Here is a 15572-nt window from a genome sequence, read left to right as displayed (position 1 = left end):
ATCATTCAGATTCTATCTTGTTGTTTTTTATATAAATAAAGATTTTAAGACACAAAAAAATCGCCTGATATTGGTGATAAAGACCAATGCAGGCGGTTAAATACACCGATAAAGGCGGTAATGAAAATAAAAAAGGCTGCGATCTTTCGACCGCAGCCTTTTGTGTATCTGGTGGGAGAGCTTCACTTAGAAGCCGATGCCAACAGAGACGCGAATCGGATATTCATCAAGTGCCTCAGCCCTTGAATACGAAACATCCACACCCACACTCTGGTCGCCCAACGTCTGGCGCAAGCCTGCACCCACTGTCCACGATTCGGAATCATAACCGATCTTGTAACCACCGCGCAACGCCAGCATGTTCTGAACCCATGCTTCCGCGCCAAAGTGATAACGGTTGATCGAATCCGTGAAGAACATCTGTTCAACGGCTATCGTGAGCGACAGCGGATCACCCAGATTCCCATAGACTTCAGCAGCACCCGACAGATTGAACACCATCGGGAAACGCGCTTTCTGACCAATCACGTCCTGGTCGCCGCCCAAGTTGCGCATCGACATACCCAAACGCGTGGAATGAAAGCCCGTGTAAAAGAGCGTACCAAAATCTATATCATACGAGGAATACGATTGCAAATCCAGGTCTTCCTGAACCCAACGCAGATTACCACCCACACTCAACTTATCCGTCACCTGCTTGGCAATGGTCAGACCAACAGCCATATCGCCCGCTGTGGCCATGCGTCCCGTGCCGCCAGGTTGAGAAGATGTGGTCTCTTCAAACTCATCTGTGGTAAAATACGCAAAGTTGACTGCAAAGGTCGCCACATTCGTCTTGGCACCAATGGCAAACGTGCCCATTGAGGACCCTACAATCCACTTCAGATAAGAGGCTGTCAGCGCATAACGCTCGATCTGTGTTGCACCAGCGGGATTGTAAAAGACCGCCGACAGATCATTGCCAACAGACGAATACGCATCACCCATACCTGCTGAGCGCGCATTGCCCGTCAACTTCAAGAAACCATAAGACGTGGTCGTCACACGCGCATACTTAATCAGATCCGTTTCAGGAGGGATGCGCGTCCTATCCACGGGAAAAGGTCCTAATGAAGCCTGGGTCGGCCGCTCTTCCTGAGCCTGTGCATACATCGGCAGGGCAAGGACAACAGCCAGACCGAAAAGCAGTGCTTTCTTCAACATTGTCTTTCTCCTTTCTATTGGCCTCGCGCCTTACTTGATGATCACAAAAGTGCCAGTTTGCGTTTTGCCTTCTGAACCCGGCATCAGAGACGTAACCTTCCAGAAGTAAATACCCGGGAACATCGCCTCACCAAAGTTAGACGGACGATTCTCCGCAAGCTGGATATACGTCACTTCGCCCTTCAGAGGATCCTGGTTGTAGAATGTCCAGATCCGCTGACCCGTCACATCGTAAAGGTCGATCTGGCAGCGACCCGGCAGATTGGTAAACCGCATATTCTGCTGACGGTTGTACGTATGCAAATCGCTATCTACCTTAAACGGATTGGGAACCACGCGAACCTGCTCTTCGAGGCGATCAAACACCGCTGCACCCGGAACCACGGGAACAATACCCGAGCGAGAACCATACACAGCACCCAAAGAGGTGTTCTGCGCGGCTTCAAGGGCATCGACGCTGCTCACGCCATTCCAATCACCGTGACCAGAGTCATACATACGCACACTATACCAGTTGGGGAAGCCAGCGTTCGTGCCCTGATCGTCAAACAGGTACGTGCCGGGAATTTCGGGACCAGCAGCGGAATTGATATTACCATGCTCACCAACATCAGCGTACTGGTTGGTCGTAAGTGGAATACCCGTTGGCCAGGAACCGCTCTTAACCGTTGTCCACGTACGAGAAGGTTCATACGAGACACCCGTGGGCAAATTGCCCGCACGCGCATCTTCGAATGAAAACTCGGTCACATACTCCCACTCGCCCTGATACTCCACAGACGAGCGGTAGATGCGATATCCGCGCAAATCCTGTGCCTCAGCACCAGAATAATCTGGATCCATTGCTTCTTCACCAAAGACACTCCACCGAATCTGCGTCTTACCCTGAAGGTTGGAATCCCACGCCACCTTGGTATTGGGCGGCTGGTTGGGAAGATCATAACCCCAATTATACCACTGAATAGCATTCTCAAAGTGATCAAACATTACATCTTCACCCAGAGGAATCTCCGGCTGGCGATCTGCCAACTTCGTAGGCTCAGATCCCCTGCCACCATAGTGGTTCATCCAGCCCATATTAAAGGGCTGAGCATACTTCTTGTAATCGTCATACTTGGGGTGATCAGCCGCCAGACCCACCACATAGGCGACCACCACTTTGGCCTTCTCACCTGGTGCCAGCGTGTAAGGGCCATAAGACACCAGCGTGGAATAATGCCCGGGGGTTTCATTTTCAGCGGTATAACCGCCATTGGCAACCGCGTCGTAAATCTGACCATCGCCCACACGGTCTGGCGAGGGATAGTCAAAGTCGTTCTTACCGCGATAGGCGTGGAAGAGCACCGAAGCAGGCTGCTGCATACTCTCATCGTGTCCTGTGACCGGATTGTCGTGTGGTGCCACATACATTGCATCATCCACGCCGCCATAACGCATAAACGGCGGGAAGGCATCCACAGTACCCAGGCCAAAATACTGACCGTGCTGAATCATCCCTTCGCGCACCCAGGTCTGCTCGCGGGTATAGCGCTCACGGGCGATAGAATAGCGATAGGGATCGCCCAGATCATTGATCAGATTGGAAATATGATCGGAGTCCCCATCGTGGTAATACGTCATAAAATGACCGTCATTGGCAAGGTCAACACCCCGCTGCAAACCAGCAGACCTGCCCAGGGCAGAGGTGTAATCCCCGCGGCTGACGCCATTGAGATAATTGGCTGCCAATGTGTTGCGATAATAATCGTCGCGCGTGTAATCGCGCGGGCGATTCCACGACGTTGACCGCCAGCCAGAAGCCTGGCCTGCGTGGAAGCGGTTGGCAAAGGTGATATAAACACCCTCGGCCGTCGAACCCGAATTGTTCACCACTTCGTTGTCAACGACAAAATACTCATCGTGATCTGGATGCGCCGTGGAAAACCACTTGCGCGTCCATTCCAATCCCGTGGCAGAAGAACCGCCTTCTTGAATACCGATCAACTCGGGAAAATCATCATCAGACAGCGACTCTACCCACGAAGGCGCGCTGTACTGCGGAAATTCCCCAGAACCAATGCGATTGGCAAAAGGCTCATTGCTGTTGTAGCGACCAAAACGGAAGTTCCAGACCACAACTGCCCGATTCGTTCCAGGCGATGCATTGGAAATACCGTGGGCTGCGGGCCACCAGTTGGTCCGGCGGTCTGCAACTGTTGATCCCGCGATATTGGGCGCATCGGCACCACTATCTCTGCGAATCGCCATTGCCCAACTCCCATCTTCTACAACGCCTACATAGGCTTCGGGCATCTGCGTCATATCGTGGGGACGACCAATCAGGTCTGAAGACGTAATACGCGGTCCTGCATACGTACCGTGTGGGCTGCCACCCGTATTGGAAAGCACCCAGAAGCCTTCACCACCTGTATTCGACTTGGCATTCCAGCCCTCGCGCTCAGAACCGCCCGAATACACCTTGATATTGCGGCCCTGAGGATACGAAAACGAAGACTGTGCCAGCTTTGTCTCGTTGTCTTTCTTTCCCGTCATGCCCGGATTGTGGAGCGTGTGACCGATCTGACCCCGGGACATCGAGATTCTGGCATTGCCGGGCCATTGAGCCTGAGCCTGTGTGACCAGACCCGCCAGGCACATGCCAACTCCGGCGAAAAATCCGGAAGCGTAAAACCAGAGCTTTTTGGACATGGATACTGCTCCTCTATGGAGTGATTGATGACATCTTTACTACTTGCGATCTACTGCGTTTCCCCGGCGACTTCAAGCGAAAATATTGACCATCCCTCCTCTCTGCGTGAAGCCGGCGGTGTGCAGGCGCCCCTGCACACCACTCAAATTTTCAGTTTTATAGTACAATATAAACTAATAGCTGGGATCAAAAGTTCCCTTTTTTTAGAAGGGCGCGAAAAACCGCGCCCTTCCGCGATCTACCACTTAATGCGCAAGCTGAAATTCATCTCGCGTGGAGAATCCCAATAGTTACCGATATCGTTGATTTCCGGTGCTTGCAGACCCAGCGCAACAATATCGACATTGGTAGGCTCTAAGCCCATAATTCCATACTTCTGATAGCGATCAGAATCCCAATCTTCCGGAACCCCGCCAAGGCTATTCTGGCGCCAGTCCTTCTGATTGAACAAATTGTAGATCTCCACAGCTACGGTTATGTTCACGCCCGACATATTGCCAAACACCTTCTCGGCATTGAAGTCTGCACGCGTATGGAGGGGACCCTGTCGGAATCCCTGAATACCACCCGTGCTATACGTAAACCTGTTACCCGCGTAAAGATAATACACCAGATTGGAACGAATATTGCCCAGTGCTTTGCCACCAAAAGGACCGTAGTTCGATGGCGTGGCAAACAAGAACGTAATCGAACCAAAGCTGCGGCGATCAGCGGTCAGCGGAGCGCGCTCGCCAGATTCCTGGTTGTGCGCCACCGCCAGCGTGCCTTCGCCACTTCCCGGATTGCCGGGATGATTGCCAGCGCGTTCCCAGAATTCTCTGTCTCCATCGTCGTAATGGCCCAGGCTCGTGCGGGCTTCAGCGGCGACAAACTGCGCGCCTTCTGCCGAATAGTGAGAATACCACGGAATCCACGACCACGCACCACCGGTGCCGGTGAAATTCACTATCCTGTTATGTTGACTCCGCAAATAAATATTCGCTTGTCTTCCATACCGGATGATGTAGTGATCCTCGGGTAACCCTTCGCGACGCGCTTTTTCCCGCAATGACACGGGACTCTCTGCGCCCGTCGTGGGATCGACATCCCAGGTGTTAAAGTAGTAACCACTGGCTACGAACTGAGAATCGGGCCATACATCGCGGCGGTGCGCGCTATTGCGCCCTCCGTCTGCCCACTGCAGGTTGTAGCCCACATTGAACGCGAACATGTTCGAGAATTTCTTGCGCAAATTGATCTCAAAACCGCGAACATCGCGCCAGTTGCCCGGTCCATGGCCTTGAACACCCGTCACATACTGATGGCCTCCTGGATCGATCCACTGCTGTGAGGCGCTTCTGATCTCATTGCCCGACGCTTTGTAATAAGTCGTCAGACCGAGCACATAATCACCCACAAAGTTCCAGTCCAGGCCCACCTCAAAAGAAGTGGTTTCTTCGGGAGGCAAATACGGGGTGCCGTGCCGTGAGCCAGAGTCATTGAACTCGTTGAACTGTTCGCCGGGATCAATCGCACCATTGCCATTCAGATCCCTATCTACAGCCTCATTGGACGTAAACTGGTTCTGGAACATTTGGCTTAAAGTCGGGCGCTGCGTAAACCGACCGTAGAAGAAACGCACGAGGCTCTTTTCCGTAATCGGATGCGACACGCCAACGCGAGGCTGAAATGCTTTGATCGTGGGTCCCTTAGTTGTGGGAATATAGGCGGAACGCGTCATGCCATTCCAGGGCGCCTTAGCACCGTACCAGGCATCGGTATCTTTGATATAGGTATTCGGGAAGAAAAGCTCGCCCCTCAGGCCCGCATTCACAATCATCCCCTCAAACTCGATCTTGTCCTGAATATAGACACCAAAATCAATGGGATTGAGGCCCACATTGTTCCCACTGGGCCAGAATGCCGTATCTGTATAATTCTTGGAGAACCAAATAAGGCTACGGTGCGTGGGACCATTTGACCACCAACGCTGATACCAGTTGTTGTAGCGAATCACTTCCACGCCGGCTTTCACAAAGTTCTGCTTATTCACCTGGCTGGAAAGATCTGCCTTAAAGCTCAACCGTTTGTAACTCGACAGGGCCCAGTTGGACACTTCGCGGTAAATCGTGTAGTGACCTGCCGCATCCTTCACGCTGGAAGACGTCAGATCGTCATTCACGACAGAGTGGCCATGAAAACCCGTTGTATCGCGGTCCGTCGTCGAATAGGCCAAATTCACTTCGTAAAAAGTCTTGGGAGACAGAGAATGCGTCACAGCACCGTAAAACAACGCATCTGTGGCAATGAAGTTACCCGTTGGATTTACGACGTGTAAAAAGATATTTTTACCACTGTTGCGCAAATCCAACCTGCCGCCTTCGCTCGGGCCGCCAGAGGTCCCTTTCCTCCAATTGTAAATCCCCCCTGCTCGCAACTTCAAGCTGGGAGACGCGGAAAACGTCAGCTTCGCCGTATTGCGCGTATTTGGAGGCGTCGTCAAATTGGCATTCAACAATGCCGACGGCTCTTTGCGCCAGACCGTACTGGCAAAAAATGTCATGTCCTGACTCAGTGGACCCGCGATATTGCCATCGATGCGATGTCCCATTTTGCCCGTGTAGTCCAGACGCTTGTGTGCCTGCACGATGTCATTGGCACCATCGCCATCCAGGTCAGCGGGGATCTCGATCTGCTCTGCAACCCAGTCGGCACTATCCCACCTGTTGCTGCCCCGGTGCATTGGCGAATCGTACACATTCGCACCCCAGTGCTTCTGTCCGGCAGGTGTGAATCGATAGTCCAGCATACCGCTGTATGCCGAACCGCCATCGCGCGTCACCATCGAAACCACACCACCCTGGGCATTGCCATACTCGGCGTTATAACCACCTGTAATCACCTGGAGTTCCTGAACCGCACTCTTGTTCAGGCTCCGGCCAAGACCCGAGCGAGCACTCGAAGCAATGCGAACGCCATCCACGATGTATGCCACATGGTCGGGGTCGCCGCCGCGGATCTGAAGCTCATTACCATCGGCATCGATTGAAACACCAGCCTGAAGCTCGATAAATTGACCCATATCGCGCACGATGGGCACAGCCTCGAGATCCTCGGCACTCATAATATATTTACTCGTCGTCTTATCTGGCTCAACCGGCGGACGCTCTGCAATCACCGTGATTTCGCCCAATTCCAGAGCAGCCTCTCGAATCTGGAAATCAACGGTCGTCGTCAAGTCAACTTGAACCCTGATGTCGGTCTGACGCTGTGCATCATAACCCACTAACGAGGCCGTCATCGAATACGTGCCGGGATCGACGAGCAAAATGACAAAAAAACCATCGGGATCGGTGACTCCACCGCGCTGTGTGCCATCAATCACCACATTGGCACCCGGCAATACTTCACCCGTCTGCGCGTCGCGCACTGTACCCTGCACTTTTCCCGTTGTCGCGGCATACGAAACACCCGCGCTAACAAGCAAGGACAGCACAACTATTGAAAGTATCTTTTGCATCAATTTTTACCTCCTTTAATCCCAGAAATAGAATTTGAACCCGGCACTCAGATCAAACATCTGAAGCGGAAATGCCTTGTCCAGGCCCCACGCATCTCGAGGGCGGAGTTCGCCGAGAATAAAATGATACCGCGCACGCACATCCAGCGCGATCGTCTGCGTCACATGCGCTTCCAGCCCCAACCCCAACACCGCGGTCACGGCCGTGCGCGTATCTTCCTGGCGGTCCATCACCACCTGGGGCAAAATATCGCCCTGGGCATCCACATTCGTCGCATCTACACCGCTGGCATCGGTCGGACTCTGACCGGGCCAAACGATATTTTCTGCTATGGTCTTGTGATCGTACACACCGCCACCCGCAACGATATAAGGCGAAAAACTCCCCTCATCCATTGAACGGTCCGCATTAAAAAACCACAACCCGGACAATAGCACACTATTAAAGCGATTCGTGTGCGAACTATTCGGGTTGATATCTTTGCTGCTATATTGCTTGGCTGTCAGAGCCTTGGGGGACCAGGTAAACTCACCGGTTTCCAGAGCGCCACCATCCATCTGAGTGTGGTGAAACTCGGCTTCAACGGTCAGGCGAGAGCTACTAACGCGACTGGCTGTAAGCCCCCATTTATCCACACCACTCCCAAACCGTTCACCAAAGGTGAACAGGGGATTGGTATAGCTGACGAATCCGCCCAGGCCCCACTTACCGGCAACCTGAGCCGAAGACATGCTTGCCGAAGCCAAAACACATGCAACGACAAAACCTAAAACTTTATACCATCTCAAAGTGCTACCTCCTTTCGCAAACTGCGAAAAATGAACGACTTAACAACTTTAACTATGCAACGCAAAAAAAATCTATCTCTATTCATCACCTCCTTTTGTTTGTTATCAAATCTGAAACATACAACACAAAAATAGCCATCAAGACATAATAGATTGAAAATTTGTTTCAAAAATGTTTCCAAAAATTCAACTTAATGTAAAAAAAAAATATATGATATGCAACTCATTTTTTGCCCTCTAACCGCAATCGCCTTGCCTCCGTGCGGATCTTATCCATCTCCATCTTCATCCGCACGATACCCTCCCAATGCGTATAATCTGGCGAATGGTGATACGCCGCCTTAAATGTAGTCGCGTGATAAAACTTGAACAACCTGAAAAACGCCTGCTCAATCTCCGATGTATTTTCGTACAACTGCTGCCCGCCCAGTTCAAAAACGTGTCCAACCACCGGATTGGCCGGACGGTCTTCGGGCATGGGATCCAGCGCTCCTTCATCGTACAATGCCTTAATCACCGCATAAGACTCTGCAACCAGCGCGTCGGCCTCGCGCTTAATCGCATCTGCGCGCTCCAGACTCTCTCGAGAAAACCGATTGGAATGACACGGCGCGCACACTTGCAGCATCGCATTCCGATTCGCTTCAAACTCCTCTTTTGTCAAACGCTTCATCGCCAGATGCGGCAAAAAATCCTCCTCGAGCACTGCGCCCGTAAACACTGCGCCCAACCCGATATTTGCCACATGCCCGTGATCGCCATTGGGCATGTGGCACGTCACGCAACTCGGCGACTTCTCGGCATCTCTATCCGCATAATACAAAACCCCGTGAATACTCGTCTTATACGCCTCCATCACCGGATGGTCCGGACCGCCGTGACAAACGGCACATGCCTCTGGCTCTCGCGCAAGCGCCGCGCTAAATTCATGACTCGGATGACAGGTGTTGCACCCTCCCACGCTGCCATCGGCAAACCGCGCGCCAATGCTGTGGCACCCCATACACCCCTCTTCTTGCATCGCGCGAGACTGTGCCAAAAAACGTGCATCTGACAACGCAGCCAATTCCGCATCGGCATGCCCGCTCTCTGCAAATGCCTCGACCTCTTCTGCGTGACATTTGCCACACATCCCCGCCGACACCTGCCCCCGAACCGCGAAAACCGTCTCGTGGTTCTCACCGTGGCAATCCGCACACCCCACATTGGCTCGAAAATGGGCACTCTCGCGCCACTGTTTATCCATACCCGGATCGATATTCCGATGGCACCCCTCGCACGACTGGTCACTCTGGATGCGCCACAAAAAACCCGGATGTGCAACAAACCGAACCGCCTCTTCCGGCTGCAACACATAAAACACACCAAAGGCGCAACCCAATACCAGCACGCCAATGCCAACAATTTTCATCCAGCGCTTCACAATTCACGCCCTTCCAATTCGCGCAACAAATCGCGCACCTGCACATTGCCCGGCTCTCGCGCAATCACGCGCCGCAAAATCACAACCGCACTATCTCGCTGCCCGCTTATGGCATAAGCCTGCCCCATAAATAACTCCAACCCCTGCGCTTCTGGCTCCAGCACCCACGCTTGTCGATAAACAGACAGCGCACCTCCTATATCGCCGCGCTCCTGTAAAACCGTACCCAACACCGTAAGCGCGGGCACATAAAAAGGATCGACAATCAACGCATCCAGCAAAAGAGATTCCGCAACCTCTAACTCGCCCAAATCAGCCCGAATAAGCCCCTGCATCGCATACACATCAGCGCGGTTGGCATGGTATTTCACCGCAACTTCAAAATGCGGCAACGCATCTGCGAGCGCACCCTGCACATAGACGCGGTGCCCGGCGGCAAAAACCGAATCCGATTTTGCGATCCCCACATCTCGCGCCTGCCTGCCCAAACCAAATAAACCCGTACCCGCATCCTCCATTTCCAGCGCCCTGTGGTATGCCGCGCGCGCCAACGCCCAATCGCCCGACAGCGCATGTGCCGTCCCCCTTTCCACCCAATCGCCTATCGGCATCTCGTCCCACTCATAATCATCGCGCACCTCGCCATCGCCAGCCGAAAACGCCAATAACGCGAGTTGTCGAATCGCCGGTTTGTATCCCGACGCAATTGCAAGCGCGCGGCGATAGGCTTCGATAGCATCTGCGCGATCCCCACTACCCCACAGCGCATTACCCACAGCAGTATGCAAAACGGGCGAACCATCGCGCACATCATCAAAAGCAACCGCAGCATCTGCATAGCGTCCGTGGTGCAACAGCAATGCACCTGCGCGCAATCGAGAAGTCAAATCGCTCTTCTCCCTGAGCAACGCCCTCATCTGCTCAAAACGCTTCTGTTTTTGCGCCAATCGCGCCAGATCTGCCGCGGTCTCCGGATGCCGGGGGTCTAACTTTGCAACAATCTCAAACTCCCGCCTCGCATCTTCAAAAAGCCCCTGCGCTTCATAGACCTGCCCCAAACCCTCGTGAAAGCCCGGATCGTCGCCCTGCACGCCATACACCACATCGCGATGCTCCTCAAGTGCCCGGCGGAACGCATCGCCCACAGCGGAACCATCCGGCAAATAGCCAATATCCATCAGCGCGAACGGTACTTGCACCCGCACAATACGCGCCGAATCGGACAACGCATCCAAAAGCGCTGGCAAACCGCGCACATCGCCCAAACGCCCCAGCGAAATCGCCGCCTTCATCCGCACCATCGCATGCGAATCACCCATCGCCTCAACCAGTGCCGGCACCGCACGCGCATCCTCCACCCCCCCCAGCAAAGACGCAGCCGTCGCGCGCCAAACCGCACTCTCACGCCCATCGTTTACCAGCTTCATCAACGGCGCCACACCACCGCCCTTTTGCCCATTCGCAATCGCCGTTGTACGCGCCACAATTTTGTCCTGATAATCGCCATACCACTGCTTTGCCCAGGCAGAAGCCCATTGAGCGGACTTATCTTCGTGACACTGATTGCACGCATTGGGCACCCCATTGACCACCGTATTTTCCGGCGCAGGGGATGCAATGCGGTGATCCGTCAAATTTTCTCCCGTCACATAGTGATATGGCATGTGACACTGCACGCATTGATTGCCCACACTGCCCGCGCGGTGATGCCCATGCGCGACCGGATCGGCTGCGACATCACCATGACACGTTTCGCACAACTCCACGCCACTTCGGTCCGCCAACAGATCGACATCGCGCGCTGTTCCGTGCGCGTCGTGGCACGTCGTACACGTCAATTCACCCTGAATATAACACGCACTCATCAAATGCAATGCCGCGGGATACAAATAAACCCGGGGCTGTCCATCGGGATAAAAAATCGCCTCGTCATCTGGCAACACAAGAGAAAAATAATCGTAAAAATTCTCACCCGGCAAATACCCGGTCGCCACAATTTCCTTGGCGGCATGACACTGTGCACACACCTCAACAGACCGTTCCTTATCCAGCGACCGCAATAACAGCAAATGCAGCGGGGCATCGACCTGTCCGCGCGTCTCATCGTGTTTGCCTGACGGCCCATGGCACGCCTCGCAATCAATACTCAGACTGCCCACAGTCGTGCGATAAGTCTGAGTAGGCACATCGTAATGCTTTTGCACCCGGCTGGCATGGCAATCAAAACAGTGAAAATTCCACGTGCGTCCAGCATTCGTCCAATAATAATAATCTTCTCCCGCAAGGGGCCGCGACTGAGCCACCACCCCTCCTTCTTGTGCATCGACCCAATCATTTGTCGCGCCATCGTGATACAGCGGCAACACCTGCCACCGCCCATTGGGAAAAGCCGTCAAATAAGCCTGATGCTGCCGCTTGCCAATCGCGTAATCCACGCGATATGTCCCAGCGCGCCCATCCTCCCCCTCAGTCTGCATATAATACGCTCCACCCCTGCGAAACATGCGCGACCGCACACCGCCATACACATGGGACACATTGCCAAAATCGCCCACAATCGTCGAATCACTCGGCACAGTCATAGCGACGCTGTGCAAACTCTGCCGCCACTCGGCATACTTGTCGGTATGGCAGGCAGCGCACCGTTCCAGCCCCGTAAACCCCGGCTCAGAAACGCGCACCAAATTGGGCACCTCGCGTTCCCGGCTGCACGACGCAAACACCAGAATCACCCATAAAATGTGAAATATCCCAAACCGCATAACAAGTCCTGTTGATGCGCCAATAAAAAATGTAAACCGTCACCCCCACAAGAGCAACGGCCACCAATGCGATGACAATAGCAGTATCGCACTTAAGGCTCTCCTCGCGCACACCGAAACCCAATATGGGCAAATATTTCATAAGTATCAAAATCGTCGCGCGCCAGAGCTTGCTCTTCCATAATCAAAACCGTACTCCGCACAAACACGCGGATACTGGGTTGTGGTGAAAACCAACTCCCACCGCGCAACGTGCGATCTGGCCCATCTTCCATACCTGAATTTTCTAAATTAACCGGATTGTGCCTGGGGCTATTTGCGTAATACGTATGCTGGTATTCATCCAGCGTCCACTCCCACACATTGCCCGCCATATCCATCGCGCCATAAGGACTTGCACCATTCGGATAGCTGCCCACGGGCATGGGACCCGAACTGAAATTAAAATTGCACAGCGATTCACTCGCAGGCTCATCTCCCCAGGGAAACATGCGCCCATCTATACCCGCAGCGGTCAATTCCCACTGCGCCTCGCTCGGCAATTGCAAACCCGCCCACAGGCAATAATCCCGCGCTTGAGACCACAAAACCCCCACCGCTGGCTGATCGGGTCGATCAAACCCCTCTATTCGAAAGTACTGCGGCTCTTCACTTCCCGTAGCCTCAACATAAGCCAAATACTGCGCGTTGGTCACCTCGTATTTATCGATATAAAAAGCGTCGAGCATCACCTCGTGCGGCGGGCGCTCATTCGAAGGCCCATCGCTCGACCCCATCGTAAAGGTGCTGGCCGGAACAAAAACCTGCACATGCTCCGTACCCGCAGGCGTGGTCACAACAGATTCTTCAATCACATATTCTGGATCGACCGCCTTGCTACAAGCCATGGCCAATGCAATACCCAAAACGCCGAATCGATAAACCGTTTTTGGTATCATGACGCACTCCATCACGTCCAAACAATATAATTGCCTGAATCCACCATAATGCGATGCACATATGTCTCGATCATGGCGTGATCCCGCTCGTGTTCTGCTGTCTTTAAACTAAATGGCCGCAACACTGGAATTTGCATCTCTGGATCTGTCCAATCTTGCACATAAACCGAAGATTTCATACCGCTCAACACAACCTGAATATCGGTTATCAAATCATCCGTAAAATGATTGGGCAAATCCCAAAGCGCTATCTCAGTATCAAAAGACTGCAAATCAGATACAAACCGCGTTTTGTGACTCTGAACAGTCTCATTAAACGCCCGCTGCAACGCCATGCGCCCATCCAAATGCGTGCATGTACGCACCAGAGGTCCTAAATCTTTGGGACACACCACCGCGTGAACCGTCGTCACCTTCTCATTTTCACCCGGCACAGCCACAGCCAGCATCTTCTCTGTAACGCGAGGGGAAAAACCCGTCAAATTCGGATCGATAAATTGCCGGTGTTCCAACCCGGGCCAGTAAAAATGCCTCCCCACATCCAGGTGCTCGTGCATCTCCAGCAAACCGTGAAACACGCACTCCAGCACAGTATTGCCCGCCGAGACCCCATTTGCCGAATCATTCAAATGCGGCACATCCGACACCTTCATATTGGACGGCACAAGCTCTACATCGGAAGTCAACTCATAAATGGGAGTCTCCCTCCCGCTCGCCAGCGCATCAAAAAACGAAATGCGCTCGACCGCCTCTGCCATCGCCCCGGCCAGCACTTGCTGTTTGGAAAGCCCCTTGCCCATCGTGCGAAGCGCGATACCCTCCATCAGAGGCCCTTCGTATTTGCGAAACAGTGCCGACTGCACGTAATCCGTATAACAATCGGCGATCCACACCGTATCGTAAAACCGCCGCGCGCGCGTTTGAAACCGACACTTTTTGGACAGCGCCTCCCCAAACCGCGCAATGGTCTCTTCAAACGGAACCGTGCGATCGGCAATAACGATATGATGCGACTCGCTCATTGTGCCCGTGCCCGATTCAAATCTTCAACCGCCTCGGCAAATCGTCCCATTTGCCGAAACGTCTCCGCGCGGAGTTCTAATGCCCATCCATTTTCGGGATCGATATCCAACGCCCGCGTAAAATCCGAAACCGCTGACTCATACTGCCCCAGCATTCGTCGAGACTCCCCGCGATTTGCCCAAATCCACGCATCCCTATTCTCCAGCATCACCGCCCGATCAAAATCGACCAGCGACGCCTCGGGATCATTTTCCATCCGCAATGCAACGCCTCGCCCCATAAGCGCCCAAAGATGGTCGGGAAAAATCTCCAGCGCCCGTGTAAAATCGCGTATTGCTTCGGCACTTCTCCCCAATTGCCGCAACATATCACCCCGCGCGGCCAACAAATCCGGGTCGTCAGGTGCGACGACGAGTGCGCGGTCAAAATCCAAAAGCGCATCCCCCAATTGATCGACCTCTCGCAGCACCTCACCCCGCCCGATCAACGCGCCCAGATGATCGGGCATCGCCTTCAAAGCCTGTCCAAACATCTCCACCGCGGCCTCAGCCTCACCATCCTGACGGTAGATCTCCGCCCGCCCGGCAAACGCATCCGGATGCCCATTGCCCACTGCAATCGCCCGATCAAAATCGACCGCAGCCGCATCGAACCGCCCCAACTGCATCAACACATGCCCGCGGCTGATCAGCGCGCCAAAATAATCCGCATCCAACGCCAAAACCCGATTGAGATCTCCCAAAGCCTCTTCAAACCGCCCCATCTCGCGCAGGGTCTCTCCCCGACTCGCAAGAGCCTGCGTATTTTCCGGATCGAGCGCAACAGCCTTTCCGAAACTATCTATCGCCGCATCAAACTGCCCCATCAACCCGCAGGCAATCGCGCGATTGCTCCACACCCAGGGATCGTCTGGTGCCAGAGCGATTGCGCGGTCAAAATCTGCAATCGCCGCATCAAATCGCCCCAATTGCCCATAAGCAATCCCGCGATGCACAAACACAACGGCATCGCTATCACACGCCGCAATCGCCGCATCAAAACCCGCAACAGCCGCTTCCAGATCGCCGCCATCGCGGTGCGCGATAGCGCGCTGAACCACAGATTCAAAGTCATTTATAGATAGAGACATAGAAGAAAAAATGGGAACCACAAAACACCTGAAACGTAAACACAATTTAGATAAACCAAACCCCAAAATCAAGCGCAAACCCCGTGACATTTTGCACGCGATTTAGTATATTAGCAA

9 protein-coding genes are annotated in these 15572 nt (G+C 53.5%); all 9 read right to left on the bottom strand.

Going from position 1 to position 15572, the window contains the following annotated elements; genetic code table 11:
* Positions 1–186: 186 nt before the first annotated feature.
* The 9 genes from F4Y39_06185 to F4Y39_06145 all read right to left on the bottom strand — a co-directional run bounded on the left by F4Y39_06185 (position 187) and on the right by F4Y39_06145 (position 15545).
* On the bottom strand, positions 187–1203 hold the full coding sequence (locus F4Y39_06185; GenBank protein ID MYC13299.1) for a PorV/PorQ family protein: 1017 nt from the start codon (positions 1201–1203) through the stop codon (positions 187–189).
* Between the two features lie 30 nt (positions 1204–1233).
* Positions 1234–3891: a T9SS type A sorting domain-containing protein gene (locus F4Y39_06180; GenBank protein ID MYC13298.1), complete on the bottom strand. Its 2658-nt coding sequence runs from the start codon at positions 3889–3891 to the stop codon at positions 1234–1236.
* A 239-nt stretch (positions 3892–4130) separates the two neighbouring features.
* Positions 4131–7391, bottom strand: a complete 3261-nt coding sequence (locus tag F4Y39_06175; protein MYC13297.1) for a TonB-dependent receptor — start codon at positions 7389–7391, stop codon at positions 4131–4133.
* A gap of 15 nt (positions 7392–7406) precedes the next feature.
* Positions 7407–8180: an outer membrane beta-barrel protein gene (locus F4Y39_06170; protein ID MYC13296.1), complete on the bottom strand. Its 774-nt coding sequence runs from the start codon at positions 8178–8180 to the stop codon at positions 7407–7409.
* A 223-nt stretch (positions 8181–8403) separates the two neighbouring features.
* On the bottom strand, positions 8404–9603 hold the full coding sequence (locus F4Y39_06165) for a hypothetical protein (GenBank protein ID MYC13295.1): 1200 nt from the start codon (positions 9601–9603) through the stop codon (positions 8404–8406).
* A complete protein-coding gene (locus F4Y39_06160) occupies positions 9600–12365 on the bottom strand; it encodes an ammonia-forming cytochrome c nitrite reductase subunit c552 (GenBank protein MYC13294.1) in 2766 nt (921 codons plus the stop codon). The genes F4Y39_06165 and F4Y39_06160 overlap by 4 nt, the downstream gene beginning before the upstream one ends.
* Before the next feature lie 92 nt (positions 12366–12457).
* Positions 12458–13315 carry a formylglycine-generating enzyme family protein gene (locus F4Y39_06155; GenBank protein ID MYC13293.1) on the bottom strand — a complete coding sequence of 286 codons (858 nt, stop codon included), beginning with the start codon at positions 13313–13315 and terminating at the stop codon, positions 12458–12460.
* The gene (locus tag F4Y39_06150; GenBank protein MYC13292.1) at positions 13315–14325 is read right to left on the bottom strand and encodes a hypothetical protein; all 1011 of its coding nucleotides are present in this window, start codon (positions 14323–14325) and stop codon (positions 13315–13317) included. The genes F4Y39_06155 and F4Y39_06150 overlap by 1 nt, the downstream gene beginning before the upstream one ends.
* Positions 14322–15545, bottom strand: coding sequence for a tetratricopeptide repeat protein (locus F4Y39_06145; GenBank protein ID MYC13291.1), 1224 nt, complete (start codon positions 15543–15545; stop codon positions 14322–14324). Before F4Y39_06145 ends, F4Y39_06150 begins: the two co-directional genes overlap by 4 nt.
* Between the last annotated feature and the right edge of the window lie 27 nt (positions 15546–15572).

Source organism: Gemmatimonadota bacterium, assembly GCA_009838845.1.
Taxonomy (GTDB): Bacteria; Latescibacterota; UBA2968; order UBA2968; family UBA2968; genus VXRD01.
The sequence above is the reverse complement of the archived record's forward strand: the minus strand, read 5'-3'. Positions and strand labels throughout refer to the sequence as shown.